This is a genomic window from Singulisphaera chitinilytica, assembly GCF_049331405.1.
Lineage (GTDB): Bacteria > Planctomycetota > Planctomycetia > Isosphaerales > Isosphaeraceae > PoT.
Map to the genome: position 1 here is coordinate 3685915 of NZ_CP186274.1, position 19093 is coordinate 3705007.

At 64.7% G+C, this 19093-nt stretch carries 14 protein-coding genes; 10 read left to right on the top strand and 4 right to left on the bottom strand.

Going from position 1 to position 19093, the window contains the following annotated elements; genetic code table 11:
• Positions 1 to 9: 9 nt before the first annotated feature.
• Positions 10 to 2049: a S9 family peptidase gene (locus ACOYYX_RS14865; protein WP_422930690.1), complete on the top strand. Its 2040-nt coding sequence runs from the start codon at positions 10 to 12 to the stop codon at positions 2047 to 2049.
• Positions 2050 to 2243: 194 nt separating this feature from the next.
• Positions 2244 to 3893 (top strand): formate--tetrahydrofolate ligase, encoded by a 1650-nt coding sequence (locus tag ACOYYX_RS14870; RefSeq protein ID WP_422930691.1) that lies wholly within the window; start codon positions 2244 to 2246, stop codon positions 3891 to 3893.
• Positions 3894 to 4118: 225 nt separating this feature from the next.
• Here the strand turns inward: ACOYYX_RS14870 and ACOYYX_RS14875 are convergent, their stop codons facing one another.
• A complete protein-coding gene (locus ACOYYX_RS14875; protein WP_422930692.1) occupies positions 4119 to 5144 on the bottom strand; it encodes an aldo/keto reductase in 1026 nt (341 codons plus the stop codon).
• A gap of 206 nt (positions 5145 to 5350) precedes the next feature.
• Between ACOYYX_RS14875 and ACOYYX_RS14880 the strand changes: the two genes are divergently transcribed.
• Together ACOYYX_RS14880 and glmS are read left to right on the top strand one after the other, a co-directional pair.
• Entirely contained in the window at positions 5351 to 7186 is a 1836-nt protein-coding gene (locus ACOYYX_RS14880) for an AI-2E family transporter (protein ID WP_422930693.1), read from the top strand.
• Positions 7187 to 7275: 89 nt separating this feature from the next.
• Positions 7276 to 9111, top strand: coding sequence for a glutamine--fructose-6-phosphate transaminase (isomerizing) (gene glmS / locus ACOYYX_RS14885; protein ID WP_422930694.1), 1836 nt, complete (start codon positions 7276 to 7278; stop codon positions 9109 to 9111).
• A 73-nt stretch (positions 9112 to 9184) separates the two neighbouring features.
• On the opposite strand, the gene ACOYYX_RS14890 is transcribed toward glmS, so the two are convergent.
• Complete coding sequence (locus tag ACOYYX_RS14890; RefSeq protein ID WP_422930695.1) at positions 9185 to 9772, bottom strand: FHA domain-containing protein; 588 nt, start codon at positions 9770 to 9772, stop codon at positions 9185 to 9187.
• Positions 9773 to 10113: 341 nt separating this feature from the next.
• On the opposite strand from ACOYYX_RS14890, the gene ACOYYX_RS14895 reads away from it, so the two are divergent.
• The 3 genes from ACOYYX_RS14895 to ACOYYX_RS14905 all read left to right on the top strand — a co-directional run bounded on the left by ACOYYX_RS14895 (position 10114) and on the right by ACOYYX_RS14905 (position 12626).
• Complete coding sequence (locus ACOYYX_RS14895; protein WP_422930696.1) at positions 10114 to 10908, top strand: sugar phosphate isomerase/epimerase family protein; 795 nt, start codon at positions 10114 to 10116, stop codon at positions 10906 to 10908.
• A 137-nt stretch (positions 10909 to 11045) separates the two neighbouring features.
• A complete protein-coding gene (locus ACOYYX_RS14900) occupies positions 11046 to 11714 on the top strand; it encodes a class I SAM-dependent methyltransferase (RefSeq protein ID WP_422930697.1) in 669 nt (222 codons plus the stop codon).
• A 48-nt stretch (positions 11715 to 11762) separates the two neighbouring features.
• Entirely contained in the window at positions 11763 to 12626 is an 864-nt protein-coding gene (locus tag ACOYYX_RS14905) for a lysophospholipase (RefSeq protein WP_422930698.1), read from the top strand.
• Positions 12627 to 12643: 17 nt separating this feature from the next.
• Here ACOYYX_RS14905 and dprA read toward each other — a convergent pair whose 3' ends face one another.
• The gene (gene dprA / locus ACOYYX_RS14910; protein WP_422930699.1) at positions 12644 to 13753 is read right to left on the bottom strand and encodes a DNA-processing protein DprA; all 1110 of its coding nucleotides are present in this window, start codon (positions 13751 to 13753) and stop codon (positions 12644 to 12646) included.
• Positions 13754 to 14152: 399 nt separating this feature from the next.
• Between dprA and ACOYYX_RS14915 the strand changes: the two genes are divergently transcribed.
• The gene (locus ACOYYX_RS14915; protein WP_422930700.1) at positions 14153 to 15874 is read left to right on the top strand and encodes a HEAT repeat domain-containing protein; all 1722 of its coding nucleotides are present in this window, start codon (positions 14153 to 14155) and stop codon (positions 15872 to 15874) included.
• Positions 15875 to 15882: 8 nt separating this feature from the next.
• On the opposite strand, the gene aroB is transcribed toward ACOYYX_RS14915, so the two are convergent.
• A complete protein-coding gene (gene aroB / locus ACOYYX_RS14920) occupies positions 15883 to 17007 on the bottom strand; it encodes a 3-dehydroquinate synthase (protein WP_422930701.1) in 1125 nt (374 codons plus the stop codon).
• A gap of 195 nt (positions 17008 to 17202) precedes the next feature.
• Here aroB and ACOYYX_RS14925 point away from each other — a divergent pair, with 195 nt between their 5' ends.
• Together ACOYYX_RS14925 and ACOYYX_RS14930 are read left to right on the top strand one after the other, a co-directional pair.
• Positions 17203 to 18252 carry a site-2 protease family protein gene (locus tag ACOYYX_RS14925; RefSeq protein WP_422930702.1) on the top strand — a complete coding sequence of 350 codons (1050 nt, stop codon included), beginning with the start codon at positions 17203 to 17205 and terminating at the stop codon, positions 18250 to 18252.
• On the top strand, positions 18245 to 19036 hold the full coding sequence (locus ACOYYX_RS14930; protein WP_422930703.1) for a homocysteine S-methyltransferase family protein: 792 nt from the start codon (positions 18245 to 18247) through the stop codon (positions 19034 to 19036). Before ACOYYX_RS14925 ends, ACOYYX_RS14930 begins: the two co-directional genes overlap by 8 nt.
• Positions 19037 to 19093 lie beyond the last annotated feature (57 nt).

A 19093-nucleotide genomic window follows, 5' to 3' on the forward strand; every position in this document is an offset into this window, starting at 1 on the left:
GGAGGATCGATGAAGCTATTGTTGATGGGTCTGCTCGGAATGATGATGGTCGCCCCCGCCTTCGCGGCGGGGAGGCCCATGACGATCGACGACCTGCTCGCGGTGAAGTCGGTGGCCGACCCGCAGGTCTCTCCCGACGGGCGCTGGATCGTCTATGTGTTGACGGAGCTGGATCGGGCCACGGAGAAGTCGAACAGCGACCTCTGGCTCGTCCCGACGGCGGGCGGGGAGCCGAAGCGGCTGACGACCTCGGCCGGGGCGGATTCGCACCCGCGTTGGAGCCCCGACGGCAAGACCATCGCATTCACGTCGACCCGGAGCGGCTCGAGCCAGGTCTGGCTGCTGCCGCTCGAGGGAGGCGAGGCGAGGCAACTCACCAAGCTTCCCATCGACGTCGCCGGCCCCGTCTGGTCGCCGAAGGGGGACAAGCTCGTGGTGGCCGCCGAGGTCTATCCCGGCAAGACGCCCGACGCGACAGCCGCCCAGGATAAGGAGAAAGAGGCGACCAAGAGCAAGGCTCGCATTTATGATAAGCTCATGATCCGGCATTGGAGTTCATGGGACGAGGGCAAGCGCAGCCACGTCTTCGTCGTCGACGCCCAGACGGGCGCCGCGAAGGACCTGATGCCAGACCTCGAGGTGAACAGCCCCCCTGCTCCCTTCGGCGGCTCGAACGACTACGCGTTCTCGGCCGACGGCAAGGAGGTCGCTTTCACGGCCGAGCCCGCCAAGGATATGGCCTGGTCTACGAACACCGATATCTGGACGGTTCCCGCCGAGGGGGGCGAGCGCAAGAATCAGACAGCGTCCAACCTCGGCGCCGATTCTCAGCCGTCGTATTCACCCGACGGCAAGCACTTCGCCTACACGAGCCAGTCCCGCGCGGGGTTCGAGTCGGACCTCTGGGTCCTGAAGGTCCTCGATCGCCCGGCGGGGAGCCTCGAGTACAGCAGCGAGCGGCTCGATCGGCCCGTGCTCTCGTACGCCTGGTCGACGGGCGTCGGCGCCTCCCCTGCCCGGCTCTTCGCCGTGATCGACGACCTCGGCGGCGAGCCGATCCTCGAGATCCGCGCGGGCGAGCAACCCTTGCAGGAGATCCGCGTTCACGGGGGCGTCAACACGGGGGTTCAGGTCGGCCCCGGTGGCGGAGACCTCGTCTTCCTGCGTGGGGACGCCGCCCATCCGAATGAGCTGTACACGGCGAAGGCTGATGGTAGCGGGATCAAGGCACTCACGAGGCACAACGCCGAGCTGATCTCAGGCCTGGCTCTCGCCGAGGCGGAGGAATTCCGCTTCAAGGGGGCCGACGGCGACTCGGTCTCGGGCTGGCTGGTTCGACCCCCAGGATTCGACCCGAACAAGAAGTACCCCGTCGTCTTCCTGATCCACGGCGGACCGCAAGGGGCCTGGCATAACGAGTGGCACAACCGCTGGAACTACCAGATGTTCGCCGCCCCGGGCTATGCCGTCGTCGCGATCAATCCCCGAGGCTCCACCGGCTACGGCCAGAAGTTTACCGACCAGATCAGCCAGGACTGGACCGGGCGGGTCTACGACGACCTCATGCTGGGGCTGGACCACGCCCTCAAGTCGTACAGCTTCCTGGACGGCTCGAAGGTCGCGGCGGCGGGAGGCTCTTACGGCGGGTTCATGGTCAACTGGATCGCTGGGCATACCGACCGCTTCAAGGCCCTCATCAGCCACGCCGGGGTCTTCGACCTCACGAGCAAGTACGGCACGACGGAGGAGCTCTGGTTCCCCGAGTGGGAATTCGGCGGGACCCCCTGGGAGAAACCCGAGCACTATCGTGAGCGCTCGCCGAGCTCGTACATCCAGAACTTCAAGACGCCGACCCTCGTGATCCACGGCGCCCTCGACTACCGGGTCCACGAAGGACAGGGCCTCGGCATGTTCACCGCCCTCCAGCGGCGAGGGATCCCGAGCCGCTTCGTCTTCTTCCCCGACGAAGGGCACTGGATCACCAAGCCGGCGAACCGCATCCTCTGGTGGCGGGAAGTGATGGGCTGGCTTGAGAAGTACTTGAAGTGAGCTGAGACTCGCGACGGGGGTTGAGTCGCTCTCGCGACTCGGCCCCCTGCTCAGCGATTCAGGCCGGGCGTCGCGTCCCCATGATGTGGCTCGACGCCCTGGCCTCCCGGCCATCGCCGAATGTCCAGGACACGCTCCGTAGATCGAATGGATCTCGCACGCATCTCCTAGTCCAGAATGGTGAGCCTCGTCGCATGGGTACAACCGAGTTCAATCTCAGACCGATCACCGAAGTCGCCGAAGGTCTTGGGATTTCCGCCGAGTATCTCGAGCCTTATGGCCGGGATAAGGCCAAGGTGCGACTCGAGGCCATCGAGCGTTCGGGCCGCTCGCCGGGTAAGCTGATCCTGGTCTCGGCGATCACCCCGACCCCGGCCGGCGAGGGGAAGACGACCGTCTCCATCGGCCTGGCGCAGGGGCTCCGCAAGATCGGCAAGCACTCGGCCCTGGCGCTGAGGCAGCCTTCCATGGGCCCGGTCTTCGGGCGCAAGGGAGGTGCGACGGGAGGCGGAGCGAGCCGGCTTGAGCCGTCGAACAAGATCAACCTCCAGTTCACCGGGGACTTCCACGCGATCACGGCGGCCCACAACCTTTTGGCGGCCGCCATCGACAACAAGCTCCACTTCGAGAACACGAGGCTCGACCCGCGCCACGTCCTCTGGAAGCGTGTGCTGGACATGAACGATCGAGCCCTGCGCAAGATCGTCATCGGCCTGGGCGGGCCCTACCAGGGGGTTCCTCGCGAGTCGGGCTTCGACATCACCGCCGCCAGCGAGGTCATGGCGATCCTCTGCCTCGCCGACTCCCCGGCCGACCTCCGCGCCCGGCTCGAGCGGATCCTCGTGGGCTATGACGACCAGGGGAAGCCGGTCCTCGCCAAGGAGATGAAGGTCATCGGCTCGATGGCGGCGATCCTCAACGAGGCCATCCAGCCCAACCTCGTTCAGTCTCGTGAAGGGACCCCGGCTTTCGTCCACGGCGGCCCATTCGCTAACATCGCCCACGGCTGCAACTCGGTCCTGGCGACGCGGATGGCCCTCGCCCACGCGGATTACGCCGTGACTGAGGCGGGCTTCGCCTTCGACCTGGGCGGCGAGAAGTTCTTCGACTTGAAGTGCCGGTCGGGGAACTTCAACCCCGCGGCCATCGTCATCGTCGCGACCGTGCGTGCTTTGAAGATGCACGGCGGGCTCGACCTCAAGGACCTCAAGACGCCTGACCCCTCGGCCGTGGAACGCGGCCTGGTCAACCTCGCCGCCCACCTCGATAGTGCGGCGCATTTCGGCAAGCCGACCGTCGTCGCCATCAACCAGTTCGCGGACGACACCCCCGAAGAGCTCGACATCATCCATCGCTTCTGCGCGGGCCGCAACATCCCGAGCGCCACGGCCAACGTCTTCGGCGAAGGGGGAGTCGGGGCAACGGATCTGGCCGAGAAGGTCGTCGCGGCGACGGAAGGGCCGGAGACACCTTATCAGCCCCTCTACCCGCTCGAGTGGCCGGCCGAGCGCAAGCTCGAGGCGATCGCCAAGGCCATGTATGGCGCCGATGGTGTGAACATCCTCCCGGCGGCCGAGGCCAAGCTCCGCAAGGCCAGGAAGCTTGGTTACGGCAATCTCCCCCTCTGCATGGCCAAGACCCAGGATTCGCTGTCGGACAACCCCAAGCTCCGGGGTCGCCCGAAGGGCTTCACCCTCACGGTTCGAGACGTCGAGATCGCCGCGGGGGCCGGCTTCCTCGTCACGCTCACCGGCGAGATCGTCCGCATGCCGGGACTTCCCGAGGTCCCCGCCGCCGAGCGGATCGACGTCGACGAGCAGGCGAACATCGTCAACCTCGCCTGAGCCCACGTTCGCAATGTCACTATCAACAACAAAGGAGGGCGGCCCTGTGGCCGCCCTCTTGCGTTTTCGCGATCACCCATCTGTTCGAATGAAGCCTCGTACTGGGGATTCCCCCGGCTCGCCCATCGCTGGGAAGTGTTCTTCCTATCGGCACGAACTAACGGCTCGGGAACTGAAAAATATTTCCAAGGGTTTTCGGTCGGATGGGCGAGGTAAGTGTCGACGTCAGCCCGGCATCTCCGTCGAGAACCCGTGCTGCTTGCGATGGACAGGACCATCAAAGGCCTTGGACGACTTGAAGAGCTCGAACCGACCGTCCCCCGCGAGCTTGATCGTTTTGGCCTCGATCTGCTGGCGCTCCTGGTCCTGCAATGGCGTGAATTCGCGGACGATTTTGAGGTTCTGCTCTAGGACTTTCATCGAATCGATCCCTGAGACGAGCGTCGAGATAGGCATGGAGAGGACGTAGCGCAGGGCCTCCTCAACCGGGATCCCGGCCTTGGAAACGATTTGGCCCGAGCCCCCCAGGCTCTTCATGGCGAGGCAGCCGATCCCGCGGCGATTCAACTCCGGCAAGACGTGCTTCTGGAAGCTGCGGTAATGGACATCCATCACGTTGAGCGGCATCTGAACCGAGGCCCAGTCATACGGCTCGGAGAGCATCTTGAGGTGGATCGACGGGTCCTTGTGGCCCGTGAAGCCGAGGTAGCGGACTTTACCCTCGCGGACGGCTTTCAGGCCGGTGTGAATCGCGCCCTCGACGTCGAAGATCCAGTCGGGGTCGTTGTCGTAAACGATCTCGTGGAACTGCCAGAGGTCGAGGTGATCGGTCTTGAGCCGCCTGAGGCTGTCCTCGAGGTTCGACTGGGCGTCCTTGGCGGTCCTGCCGCAGCACTTCGTCATCAGGAAGACCTTGTCGCGACGGCCCCCCTCGGCGAGGGCCTTGCCCATGCGCTCTTCCGCAAGCCCGTCGTGGTAGTCCCAGGCGTTGTCCATGAAAGTGATGCCCTCGTCGACCGCTCGATGGATGAGGGCGAGGCTCTCCTTCTCGGACATTTTCTGCGGGTTCGTGCAGGCATGACCCCCGAGGCAGAGCAGGCTCACCTGTTCGCCGGTCTTCCCGAGCGGGCGTAGAGGGATGCCCCCCGCGTTCTTCTCGGCGGCCGAGGCGCTCGTGATGAAACTCGCCACGGCCAGGCCGGCGACCCCCGCCTGGATGAACTCACGTCGATTCGATGGATTGGGTCCCATGGATTTCCTCAACGGTTTGCCTTCGTGGTTCGTCGGGCTCCGCAACAACATCGGCTGACGATGCCGCAACTCACGCGCCCGGGTCTGGGCATGTGATTCGCTTCTGTGCCTAGGAAAGGATGCGAAGTCGACTCGGGGTGGCGATCGCTGTTGATCGCAAGACTCGCGCACGGAATCGACGACTCTCACTTCAAGGAACCCAAACCTTGGCCTCGAAGCGACAAACACTGACCGTGAATCCGTCAGTGATCACGACCTTCCTGATCCTCGCCGCGATCGCCTTCATGTCGCTCGCTTCCGAGGTCCTGAAACCGCTCGCCCTCGCGGTCCTGCTCAGTTTCGCACTGGCCCCGATCTCCAAATTCTTCGAGCAACGCGGGGTGCCCAGGTTCCTCTCGGTTGTCCTCACCTTGCTCCTGGCGATCGGGGTGATGGGGTTCGTGAGTTACAAGGTGGGAGAGCAAATCGCCACGCTGGCCCAGCACATCAACCCCGAGGAACTACAGAAGAACATCGAGAAGAAGTTCCGTTTCCTCAAGCCTCGCGAAGAAGGGGCTGTCAAACGACTCCTGACGACAGCCGGCAATCTGGCGAAATCCGTGGATTCGCCCCCGACCTCGAACTCGGCGGTCCCGGTCAACGTGGTGACGCAACCGTCGTTCACCCAGAGGCTGCAGTCGGCCGTCGGCCCTTATCTCGAAAGTGCGGGCGTCGGCGCGTTCGTGCTCGTCCTCGTGCTGTTCATTCTCTCGACACGCGAGGACCTCAACGACCGGGTGATACGCCTCGTGGGACAGGGGCGAGTGAGCTTGACGACCAAGACCATGGAAGAGGTCGGTCGGCGCATCAGCCGCTACCTCATCATGTTCGCCACGGTCAACTCGATGTTCGGCCTGATCGTCTCGATTGGCCTCTGGGCGATCGGCGTCCCGCTCGCGGCCGTTTGGGGGCTGGTGGCGGCCCTGCTCCGCTTCATCCCGTACGTCGGACCGGCGACGGCCTTCGCCCTCCCCCTGGCCTTCTCGGTCGCCAGCTTTGAAGGTTGGCGTGAGCCCCTGCTCGTGGTCGCCCTCTTCGCCGCGCTCGAGGTCGTCGCGAACAGCTTCGTCGAGCCGGTCGTTTACGGGAAGACGACCGGGGTAACGGCCCTCGGCCTCCTCGTCGCGGCCATGTTCTGGACGTGGCTCTGGGGCATGCTTGGCCTGCTCCTCTCGACGCCTCTCACCGTTTGCCTCGCCGTCCTCGGCAAATCGGTCCCTAGCCTGAAGGTGTTTTCCATCCTCCTCGGTGAGGATCCACCGCTTTCTGCCAGCGTGCGCTTCTATCAGAGGCTCCTGGTCAGCGACTTCGACGAGGCCCAGGACATCCTCGAGGAGGCGTTCAAGGAGAAGCCGGTCGCCGATGTGTTCGACGACTTCCTCGTCCCGACGCTCTCTCGAGTCGAGCGTGACTACGCCCGAGGCGAGCTTGAGATGCGCGACCGCGCTTTGATCCTCCGATTCATCTCCGACGTGCTCGACGACCTCGAGGTCCCGACCTCGCCCGCGACCGACCTGGATGACACCGACGCCCACATCGTTGGGGTGAAGTCGAACAACAAGACGGACGTGTTCGTCCTGAGGATGTTGGGCATTCTCCTGAAATCCAATCATCTGAAGTTCCAGATCATCGCCGAGACGAGCACCCCCTTGAAGCTGGCCGAGATGATCTTGGAGCTCGAACCTCGAGTCGTGGTCGTCTCGCACCTCCCGCCGGGCGGATTCACGACGGCCCGGTATCTCGTCCGACGCCTCCGCGCCCGCTTCAACGACCTGCCGATCCTCGTCGGCCGCTGGGGCGAAATCGGAGACTCGGCCAAGGCTGCGACGAAACTCGAAGAGGTCGGTGCCTCAAAGGTGGTCGACCAGCTCAAGGACGCGCTCGACAGCATCATCAAGCAGGTGGCCCCGGAGACCGATGAGAAGGCGAATGAACTGATGCCCCCCTCCTCGCCCCCGGAAATCCGGAAGAAGGCCTCGACCGGAGGCAAGCCGCGCAAGTAACCAGTCAAGAGTGTTGAAGGTTCGGCCCGGTCGCGTTCCAATGTGGAGGGTCAATTCGAGGTCGCCGCAGTCCGGACCAGGAGGGGGCCGTGTGTGGAATCGTTGGCTACACGGGCGGGAATCCCGCGAGTTCTATCCTGGTCTCCGGCCTTCGCCGCCTCGAGTATCGGGGGTATGACAGCGCCGGCCTGGCGACGTTGGGCGAGAATGGCCTCGAGTTGAGGAAGCGGGCCGGTCGCGTCAGGGTGCTCGAAGAGGCCCTGGAGGCGAATCCGGCCCGCGGCACTTGCGGGATCAGCCACACACGCTGGGCCACCCACGGACCCGCCACGGATGCCAACGCCCACCCCCACCTCGGGGGGAACGCCCGCGCCGTGGCGGTCGTGCATAACGGGGTCATCGAGAATTACGCGGCCTTGCGATCCGAACTCACGGCGCAAGGGTACGCCTTCGCGAGCCAAACCGACACCGAGGTCATCGCCCACCTGATCGCCCGAGAACTCGGCGAGGGGGATGACCTCTACGAGGCCGTGCAACGCTCGTTGCCTTACCTGGAAGGGACCTACGGCCTCGCCGTCGTGAGCCCGCGGTGTCCCGGCCAGGTCATCGGTGCCCGCTTCGGCAGCCCGCTCGTGGTCGGGCTCGGCGAGGATGAGCACCTCCTCGCGAGCGACGCCCTGGCGATCGCCCCTCACACCGCGAACGTGGCGTACCTCCAGGACGGCGAGGTCGTCAGGCTCACACCGGGCAAATTCGAGATCAGGCACCAGGAGCACGGGCCGATCACACCGAGGATCGACCGGCTGGACTGGAAGCCCGACGCCGTGGAGCTCGGCGGGCACGCGCACTACATGCTCAAGGAGATCCGCGAGCAGCCGGACACGGTGATGGACGCCTGCCGCGGCCGGATCCGACGCGCCGAGGGGACCGCGATCTTCGGCGGGCTGAACATGAGCCCCCGACAACTCCGGCGGGTCCGCCGCGTCGTCTTCGCCGCCTGCGGCACGAGCTGGCATGCGGCGCTGGTGGGGGAATACCTGATCGAGCGTCTCGCGCACCTCCCCGTCGAGGTTGAGTATGCCAGCGAATTTCGCTATCGGAACGCACCACTCGACGACCGCACGCTCGTATTCGTCCTGAGCCAGTCGGGAGAGACCGCCGACACGCTCGGGGCCCTGCGAGAGGCCAAGCGGCAAGGGCATCCCACGCTCGCTATCGTGAACACGGTGGGTAGCACTATTGCCCGCGAGGCCGATGGGGGGATTTACCTGCACTGCGGACCCGAGGTCGGCGTGGCGAGCACCAAGGCCTTCACCGCACAGGTCACGGTCATGACTCTCCTGGCCCTCTACCTTGGCCGGCTCCGCCACCTTTCATTCACCGATGGCCTGGCCGTCGCCGATGCCCTGGCAGAGGTCCCATCCGCGCTGACGAGTGTCCTCGCCACCGAGCCGGCCATCGAGGCGGCGGCGCACCGGATTGCCTCGGCGCGGAGCGCCCTGTTTATGGGCCGGGATCTCCACTTCCCCGTTGCGCTTGAAGGTGCGCTCAAGCTCAAGGAGATTAGCTACATCCACGCCGAGGGCTATCCCACGGCCGAGATGAAGCACGGGCCGATTGCCTTGGTCGACAGTGAGACCCCTTGTATCTTCGTTGCGCCTCGGGGCTCCCTCCACGGTAAGACGCTCGGCAATGTCGAGGAGGTCAAGGCCCGGCATGGGATGATCATCTCGGTGGGGACCGAGGGGGACGAGTCCCTGGCGTCGCTCTCCGACGTCTTCCTGCCCATCCCCGACCTGCCCGAGGTCGTGCAGCCGCTCGTGGCGGTCGTGCCCCTCCAACTCCTCGCCTATCATGTCGCGAGGATCCGAGGGTGCGACATCGACAAGCCGCGCAACCTGGCCAAGAGCGTGACCGTGGAATAGGCCGGGGGCGAATGACTTCGTCCCCGGCCTATGGCATGCGTCGACTGGTTTTCGAACGTCCTGCGGCCCCGGTTTAGGAGCCCTTGTCGACGTCTTCCTGGATCATGCGGAAGAAGTCGTCGTCGCTCGTCTGCACGAGGGGCGAGCTCTCGCTCCTGACATTATCCGGGATCGCGTCTTCGAACTCGGCCTCATCGACGGAGAGACGCTCGATCGCTTCCGGGGCTTTGGTTTGCCGGGGGCGAGGCTTGTTCCCGTCGGTGTCGAGGCCCGCCAGCTCCATGAGCGAGTGCCGGCGTCGGGATTCGGTGATGTCCTCATCGAGGATATGCTTGTTCATGATGCTGTCGGGACCTGCCGGCTCGTAGTCGAGGTTGTACAGGTGCCCGGCGATACCAAGCTCGTCGTCCGGCATCACGGAGTGGTCGCTGGCAATCCCCGCCCCGTTGACCGTCGTGCCGTTGGTGCTGCCGAGGTCTCGGACGTGCCAGACGTTGTTCGAAAACCGGAGCACGCAGTGCTTGCCCGAGATGTTGGAGAAGTCGAGGCAGATGTCGCATGAAGCACGACGGCCGACGACCAACTCCGCTTTGAGCAAGGGGATGGGATCTCCGCCACCCATCGGCTTGAGAGTTCCTAAGACGCTATTCGGGGCGGGCATGGAAGGCTCCTCGCTTCTAATCCCCAGCGGAGGTGCAAGCAGGGCAGGATTGATCCCAGCACGCATGGGATAGTATCAATCTTCGAGGCTTAACGACAAGATCACTCAATACTCACGAGAGTCTTAAGACTTCCCAATTCTCACGGGGCTCTGGCAGGCGCCGCACGCTTCGGATAGCCTCGGACCCTATTCCCGCGGTCTGAATCGGGTCTAGCCTACGACGGCCGTTGAAGCTCGACGGTCGAGACGGCGACTCATCGCTCACGAGGCAATGGAACATGGCAATCAACCATACGACGAAAATTTCCAGACGGGACATCCTTTCCGGCGGAATCGCGGCTTTGGGTGCCCTTTCGCTGGGCAGCCAGCTCCGCCCGGCCTTCGCCGAGGCCCCGTATGGTCCCTTCAAGCTCGGGCTCCAGAGCTACTCGCTGCGTGGCTACACCAAGGGGGGCCAGGCTGACGTGGAGAAGGCTTTGGCCGTGACGAAGGAGCTGGGCCTGCACTTCTGGGAGTCGTACCCGGCGCACGTTCCCCCCTCGACCGACCCCGCGGCGGTTGCCGCCAGCAAGAAGAAGGTCGAGGCCGAGGGCGTCAAGGTCATCGGCTACGGCGTCGTCCACTTCACCAAGGACCATGCCGCGAACAAGAACATCTTCACGTTCGCCAAGGAGCTTGGCGTCGACTACGTCTCCGCCGACCCCGATCCCGATAGCTTCGAGAGCCTGGACAAGCTGGTCGAGGAGTTCGGCATCGCCGTCGGGATCCACAACCACGGCCCCGGACACCGTTACGACCTGATCGACAAGATTGCCAAGGTGATCAAGGATCATCACCCCAAGATCGGCTGCTGTGTCGATACGGGACACTTCCTCCGCTCGAAGGAAGACCCCGTCCGCGCCGTCGAGGTCTTCGGCAAGAGGGTTTACGGCGTCCACCTCAAGGACGTCAAGGACGCCGAGCACTTCACCATCCTGGGCAAGGGGGACCTCCGCACGGTCGACCTCTTCAAGGCCCTGGCGAAGATCAACTACTCCTACTGCCTCGCGGTCGAGTACGAGGAGTCTCCCGAGAACCCGTATGCCGACCTCGTCCAGTGCCTCGCGACCGCCAAGGCCGCCGCGGCCGCCCTCTGAGTTGTGAAGCCGACGGGGGCGTCGAGATCCTCATCCCAACGCTCCCGTCGGATCAATACGGCTGCCGGACCATCGAGTCTCGATCGCAGGCCGAGACCGAGACATCCCGAGATCATCACCTCCAGGAGTGCGACACGATGATCGACCGCGTCCTCGAGCCCGAGGTGATGGATACCGCGGAAGAGGCCAAGGTCTACGACGAGATGGATCATTCCCTCGTCAACGATCGGTTCGTGGCCGACTTCCTCGAGGCCCACGGATCTTGCCGGGGCGGCGAGATCCTCGACGTTGGCACTGGGACCGCGCTCATCCCCATCCGCCTCTGCCAGGTCGATCCTGAGGCCCGAGTGGTCGCCCTGGACCTCTCCACGGCGATGCTCGAACGTGCCGCGCTGAATATCGGGCGGGCGGGATTCGGGGGGAGGATCGCCTGTCGGCTGGATGATGCCAAGAGCCTGGCCCAGTTGCATCAGGCATTCGAGGCCGTCGTCAGCAACTCGATCATCCACCACATCCCCGACCCGGCTCCCGTCTTCGACCAGATGTCCAGGCTCGTCGCGAAGGGGGGGACGTTGTTCGTACGCGACCTCGCACGCCCCGACTCTCTGGCCGAGATCGAACACCTCGTCGCCACCTACGCCGGCTCGGAGCCTCAATTCGCCCGGGACCTCTTCGGCGCCTCGCTCAACGCGGCCCTGACCCTGGACGAGGTGCGCCGGATCGTTGCGGACCTGGAACTTCCGCCGGAGTCGGTGACGATGACGTCCGACCGGCACTGGACCTGGTCCTGGCGTAACGACTCCTGATCGAGCCGGCGGACCCGACCCTGGTTTCGCTCTTTTTGGATTTTGTTGATGCTTACCAGCCAGCTCCAGGAAATGGACGTCGACATCCCTTCGCAGGACGGTATCAACCTCAAGGGGCGCCTCTGGCCTTGCCGGGACGCCCGAGGGATCGTCATCGTCTCCCACGGCTTTGGGGAACACGGGGGTTGCTACGCCCACGTCGCCGAGGCGATCGGCGAGGCGTCTCGCGTCGATTTCCTGGCCCCCGACCTCCGAGGCCACGGCCGCAGCCCCGGCCGTCGAGGCGTGGTCGGCCGCTATCAGGAACTGGTCGAGGACATTTGCTCGGCCATCGAGTGGGCGGCCAGGGAACGACCGGGTCTCCCTCGATACTTGCTAGGCCACTCGAACGGCGGGCTCCTCGCGCTGCTGCTCGCTGCCGAACCTTCGCTCGGCCTGAGCGGGCTCATCACATCGAATCCGTCGGTAAAGCTGGCTGCTCACGTCCCTGCGTACAAGCTCGCGCTGGGGCGGTTCCTGCTCCGCCATGCGCCGGGCGTGACGCTCTCGGCGAAGCTCGCGGCCGAGATGATGACGCGCGACCCGGAGATGCAGACGCAGCATCGCGTCGATCCCCTCAGGCATAGCCGGATCAGTGCCCCGCTCTTCTTCGGCATGGTGGATTCGGGGGCCATGGCGGTGGAGCGTGCCGGCCGCATCGAGATCCCCACGCTCATGCTCGTCGGGGCGGACGATCACGTCTCCAGCCCGAAGGGTTCAGCGTTGGTCTTCGAGCGACTGGGCACGGACGACAAGACGCTCAGGTTGTATCCGGAGATGCGTCATGAGCCCCTCAATGAGATCGGCCGCGAGGTGGTCTTCAACGACCTCGCCGGCTGGCTCAATGTCCAGCTCGACTCGTCGAGTTCATAGGCATAGGGGCGAGAGGCTCAGGCCCTGACGAAGTGCTGTCCGGGGAGCCTTCGAATGAGCCGTCGCATTTCCAGGACGCTGAGCGTCGCCATGACCTGAGAGGCGGTCAGTCGGGTCCTGGCGATGAGGGCGTCGACGGCTTGCGGCTGGTCGTCGAGGTGTCCCAGGATCGAGCGTTCTTGATCCGAGAGGGTCAGTTCGACCGGGCGGCGGACGGCCGGCTCTTCCTTCGAGGTTTTGACCTCCCGCACCAGGGGGCCGAGCTCTTCGAGGATGTCGTCGACGGTCTCGACGAGCCGTGCCCCGTCGCGGATCAGGCGGTGGCATCCCTGGCTCGAGAGGCTGTCCACGGGCCCGGGCACGGCGAAGACCTCCCGGTTCTGCTCCATCGCATGATGGGCCGTGGAGAGCGAGCCGCTCCTCGGCGTCGCCTCGACGACCACGACCCCGAGGCAGAGCCCGGAGATGATCCGATTGCGCTGGGGGAAGAGCCCGGCGAGCGGCCCCTGCCGCATCGGCATCTCGCTGATGACCGCGCCCGACTCCGCGATCTGGTGGGCGAGTTCCTCGTGCTCCGGGGGATAGATCTCGGCCAGCCCGTTGGCCATGACGCCGAACGTCCTGCCGCCGACCTTCAACGCCCCGCGGTGGGCTGCGGCGTCGATGCCCCGTGCGAGGCCTGAGACGACGGTCAGCCCTACTCTGGCGAGCGCACTCCCGAGACGCTCCGCCACGCGCAGGCCATAGGGGGTGCAGCGTCTGGAGCCGACGATCGCGATCGCGAGCTGGTCGCGAGGCTCGATGGTCCCCTGGGTGAACAGGAGGCTGGGGGGATCCGGGATCTCGGCCAGGGTGGGTGGGTACGACGAGTCGCCCTGGGGGATGACTCTTACTCCCCTCGACCGGCAGAAGGCTAGCTCCTCCGCCGCGTCGATGTCCCTGCGGGCCCGGTTGATCTTCTCGGCGAGCTTCGGCCCGACGCCTTGCACCTCACGCAGCTCGGAAATGGTTGCGTTGAGGACCCGTCCGGCCGTCTCGAACCGTTCCAGCAAGGCCCGGCTCGTGTGCGGCCCGACGCCCTGGACCAACGACAGGCAGAGCAAGTCGCGGATTTCCGTCTCAGTCACGCGCTAGGCTCCGCGCTCGCTAAAAGCCTTGGTTTCGATACATCAATGTGGCGACGATGCTACCGAACCACTGTACGGATTACAAGCAGCAGGCCACGACGACAAGGAACCGCTCGCAGTCTCGGAAGCCCTGTCGGATGAGTCGTCCAACTTCGCGACCCTCGCCGTTCGATGCCCCAGCAATGGCTTGCTCAATTCCACAAACCTGGACCGAAAAAAGCCTTGACCCTCATGGGTGGCCGTCACAAACTCACCATGCATCGTACCAAATGATTGAGGCGACCCACCTTCCTGACCTTGCACTCCCGCGACTCTCGAGTGCCGCATCCTTCCGAGGATCCAGGCATCATTCCTATTTTCCCGTGCAAGGCGGACATGGAGCTCTCAGGAACCCAACCCATGCCGAGCTTGACCGAAAGATTGATGAAGCACGCGAATCCGATATTGACGGTCGCCGGCGCGCTGCTCGCGGTCTTTTTGGTCTACATGATACTTCAAGATGTGTTTGATCCCGTGAGCGAGAAGTTCCGGGCAATCAGGAAAGAGAGGGACCCGGTCGAGCGTCTCGCCATGCTCCGGGAGCGATACCGCCCCGAGGATTTGCCGAAGATCGGCCTGCCCCTGGCCCAGATCTTGAGGAATGATCCCGATGCCCGGGTCCGTCAAACCGCGGCGAGCGAGCTTCAGAAGGTCCCCCCCTCGGATCCATCCGCCCTCCGGGTCTGCGAGGCCCTGGTCGCGGCGCTCGACGATGCCGATCAAGGTGTCCGGGCCGAAGCGGCCTCGACCCTCGGCCATTTGCAGCCGCCCACCAGCCTCGCCCTGCCCCACCTCATCAAGATCGTGGAGGCTCGACTTCAGGGCCCATCGGAGTCCGAGACGACCAGCAAAGCCAAGGGAATCTTCCAACCCTGGGGTAAGCCCTGGTACAACGCCCTGAATGCCATCGCCGCCATCGCCATCGACGATCCCGAAGGCATCTCCGCGTTGATGAGGTTTGCAAAGTGCTCTGACCCTGAGGTCAGGCGTACCGTCGCAGGGGCCGTCTTGATCTATGGAAAGGGGCGGGAGAGGGAATGGGACCTGCTTCGTTCGCTCCGGGACGATGAGGACGAGACGGTTCGTGCTAAAGCCTATGAAGCGGTCGCGCAGATGGGATCGCCGACCCCCATTCTTCGAGGGACGATTGTCTCTCACAGGGCCACCTCCCTCGCCCTTTCCTGGCTCGTCGAGGGCCTGGGCGACAGCTCGCCGAATGTAATCGGCCTTGTCGCGAGTCGAATCCAGGGGTTTAGGCCTGATCCACAATCTGTCCAGTCGTCGCTCGCCTCCGCACTACAACGCGTGTATCGGTTGAGCACCCCCGTGTCCGACGAGACGAACCCTTTCCGTTATAGGGGGCTGGAGGTCGTCATCGACCAAAGTTCTCGTGAGCCGAGGATCAACCTCATGCGGACGATCGGCCTGATCGGAGGCGAGCACACAGCGTCCCGCCGCGCCCTCCTCGAGCAGGTCGAAGATCCTTCCGAGAGCATCCGCGAAGCCGCGGCCGAGGCGCTCGGGCCGCACCTGGGCCATGATGAGAAAGCCCTGGCCGCCCTGTTGAAATTGGCCTCCGACTCCCAGAACCGTGTCAGCTTCGCGGCCATCCGTTCGATCGCCCAGTCGAAGAACTTCCAAGCGGAGGCCCTGGCTCCGATCCGCGAATACGTCGACAAATGGTCGGACCCTTCAAGTTTCCGGCAGATCCTCCCGCTCTTTAAGCAGGCAATCACGCCCGGGAAACTCCTGGAGCTCGCGTCCTCGGTCGAAGAACTTCGGAAGGGCAACCTGGCTGATCGTTTGCTGGTGGTCTTCGCCTCGGATCCGAACACGAAGGCGGGGCTCAGGGAGCTCGAATTCGCCATCAAGAACGATAACGATAGGCGGGTGCGCGGCGAGGCGATCATCGTCCTCGAGGGGTGCAACCTCGACCATCGGGACCAGGCCCTCGGCGTGCTCGACGAGGTCTGCAAGAACGACCCGTCGTTTGACCTAAGGCACTGGGGCAAGATCGTTGCCGACCGGCTCAAGGCGAAGGGGCCCACTCCGGATTCGAAGATCGCCCGTTCAATCCCCTGAGGCCGGGATCAGAGCACGGATCGGATCAAGGCCTCGTCGGCGGCATCCGTCAACTCGACCAGGCCGATCCGGCGCGGGAGGACGAAGCGCGTCTTCCCCTTCTGATTCTTCTTGTCGCGCGTCATGGCCTCGATCAGGGCATCCTGGTCGAGGCCTCGCACGTGGACGGGGAGGCCGAACCGCTCGAGCAACTCGGTGACGCGGCGGGTGATGGAGCCGTCGATCCAGCCGAGTTGCTCCGCGAGGCGGCATTCGAGGACCATGCCAACCGCCACGGCTTCGCCGTGATGGAAGCGGCCGCCGTAGCCCGCGACCGCCTCGATCGCGTGGCCGATCGTATGCCCGAAGTTGAGGACGGCACGCAGGCCCGTCTCCTCGCGCTCGTCCTTCGAGACGACGTCGGCCTTGAGCTCGCAGCTTCGGGAGATGGTGTGGCGCAGGGGTGCGGGAGTTCGGCCGAGGATGGCGTCAGCGTTCTGCTCGAGGAAGTCGAAGAACGCATCGTCGAGGATGACCCCGTACTTCACCACCTCGGCGAGCCCGCATTTGAACTCGCGGTCGGAGAGGGTCTGGAGCATCTCGGTGTCGATCCAGACCCCCACGGGCTGATGGAACGAGCCGATGATGTTCTTGGCCCGGGGATGATTGACGCCGACCTTCCCGCCGACGGAGCTGTCCACCTGAGAGAGCAACGTGGTCGGGACCATGAGCAAGGGCAATCCTCGCGCATACGTCGCCGCGACGAATCCGGCGAGGTCTCCCACGACCCCGCCCCCGAGCGCCACGATCGCCGTGTGGCGATCGGCGCGGAGCCGGACGAGGTCATCGTAGAGGTCGGAGGCAACAGCCAATGACTTGGATGTCTCGCCCGAGGGGACCACGGCCAGGGTCGCGGTGATGTCGACGCTGGCGAAGGCCTCGACGAGCGGGGTGTGATACTCGGCCACGTTCTCGTCCGTCACCAGCAGGGCGCGGTGGCAAGTGCGACCGGACCATGTGGCGTCAAGGCTAGAGCGGGCGAATCCGGCGAAGCCATCGCGATCGCCGCTGACGACGCGGACCTCGTACGACCTCGGCCCAAGCTCGACGCGAACACGGGCCTGCGACTCTGGAGAGCTCGGAGAGATAGACAACGCCGTGGTTCCTCGAGGGTGGGGATGTTTCCCCAAACTATCAGGCCCCGGTTGGGTTTAGAAGGGGGACGGAGACCCGATTTGGCGACGTTGCGACTTGCCTCCTGGGTTGATACACTATAATCCTCAAGGGAATGAGTTTTTTGCGCAGCGTCCGCAACCCGCCCTGGGTGGCAGATGATGACTGATCCGCTGATGTGGTCTCCGATTTCTCTCGGCCGTTGGTTCGGTATAGAGATCCGCGTCCACATATCTCTCGCTGTTTTCGCCTTCCTGGCCCTCCTCGGTGCCGTCGTCACGACGACGCCCCACCTAGGCTACACGGCCTCGTGGATCGTCCTGCTCCTGGCCGCCTTGCTCGTTCACGAGACGGGGCATGCGCTGGCCTCATACTGGACGGGGGCCGAGCCGGAGGATGTCCGGCTGTGGCCGCTCGGCAACATGGTGAGCCCGTCGGCCACCGCCCGCCCAAACGACGCGGCCGTGGTCGCCCTGGCTGGGCCCGCCGCCAACCTCCTGGTCGTCCTGATCTCTGCCTCCGTGCTGATGTTCTTCCACACGCAGTTCGCGTGGAATCCGTTCGGCCATGAGAAGGACCTGGGCGCCCCTCGAATCACCGGCACCACCGATCTCGTCCCATTCGGTAGGCCGCTCTGGTGGCTCGGCTGGTTCGGGTACATCAATTATCTCCTCTGCATCGCCAACCTGATCCCGGCGATGCCGTTCGATACCGGGCGGATCCTCCGGGGCCATCTGGCCACGGTCGCGGTCACCCAGCCGAAGGACGGCATGCTCGGCCCCTACGTGGCGCGGACATGCGCCGTGATCCTGGCGATCGTCGGGGTCATTCGCCTCGTCCTCCCACGCCAGGACGGACTCACCCTGATCTTCCTCGCCATCCTGATCGAACTCATCGCCCGCTCCGAGGCAAGGATGCTCGAAGACGGCGGTTTCTACGATGACGGGGTCTTCGGCTACGACTTCTCGGAAGGGTACACGAGCCTGGAAGGGAGCGCCGCCAAGGTCCGGCCCTACCGCGAGAGCGCGATCAAGCGGTGGCGGAGGCGGCGCTCGGACGTCCGCAAACAGCGCCGGCTGGCGCGTGAGGCCGCGGATGAACGACGCATGGACGAGATCCTGGACAAGCTCTATCGCGAAGGCCGATCGGCCCTGACCGACGAGGAGCAGCGGTTCCTCGTCCGGGTGAGCGTCAAGTACCGCAACAAGCCCAAGGCCGGTGAGTGAGTCGTTCCGCCCGGCGTTATCGTCGCGGTCGATCCGGCTCGACGCCGGCATGGGGACCCGTCTGATCGCGCGGGGCCTCTCGCTCCAGGATGATGATCCCTGCCTCTGGAACCTCTCGCATCCCGACGTGGTCCGAAGGCTCCACGAGGCCGATCTTGCCGCCGGCTCCGAGGCCCTCCTCACCAATACCTTCGGCGCCAACCGCAACTGGCTCAGCCGATATGATCGCGAGACGGAGGTCCGTCGCATCAACGAGGCCGGTGTCTGCCTCGCCAGGGAAGCCAGCGGGCCGAACCGCTTCGTCCTGGGCTCGATCGGCCCGACCCCTTCGGAAGTGCCGAAAAGCTATCGAGAGCAGGCGGAGGCGCTCCTCTCCGCCGGGGCCGACGCCCTGGTCCTGGAGACGCATCGGCTCGACCAGGCGGTTGTGGGGCTCGAGATCTTGCGTTCGCTGACGCCAGCGCCGATCCTCATCAGCCTCTATCTCTGGCCCGATTCGCTCGAGGAAAGCGTCCGCCGACTCGAAGATTTGGGGGCCGACGCGATTGGTGTGAACTGCGTCCCGGGCATGGACGCGGCGTTACATTACGCGCAAAGGCTTCGCGCGTTCACCCCCCTGCCCCTCTTCCTGAAGCCGAGCCGCAATGAGCAGATTCCGTTGGCGGACGACGTCGCGTTCTTCGGTCGAATCGCCGGGAAGCGGTTCGACCTGGGACCGATCCTCGTGGGCGGATGCTGCGGGACGACCGACCAGCACGTGGCCAGCCTGCGCGATTCCTGGTAATATGTACCCCTTCGAGAGCCGGTTGGGTTGAGATAGTCCGGTCGACTCCGCCGCCCG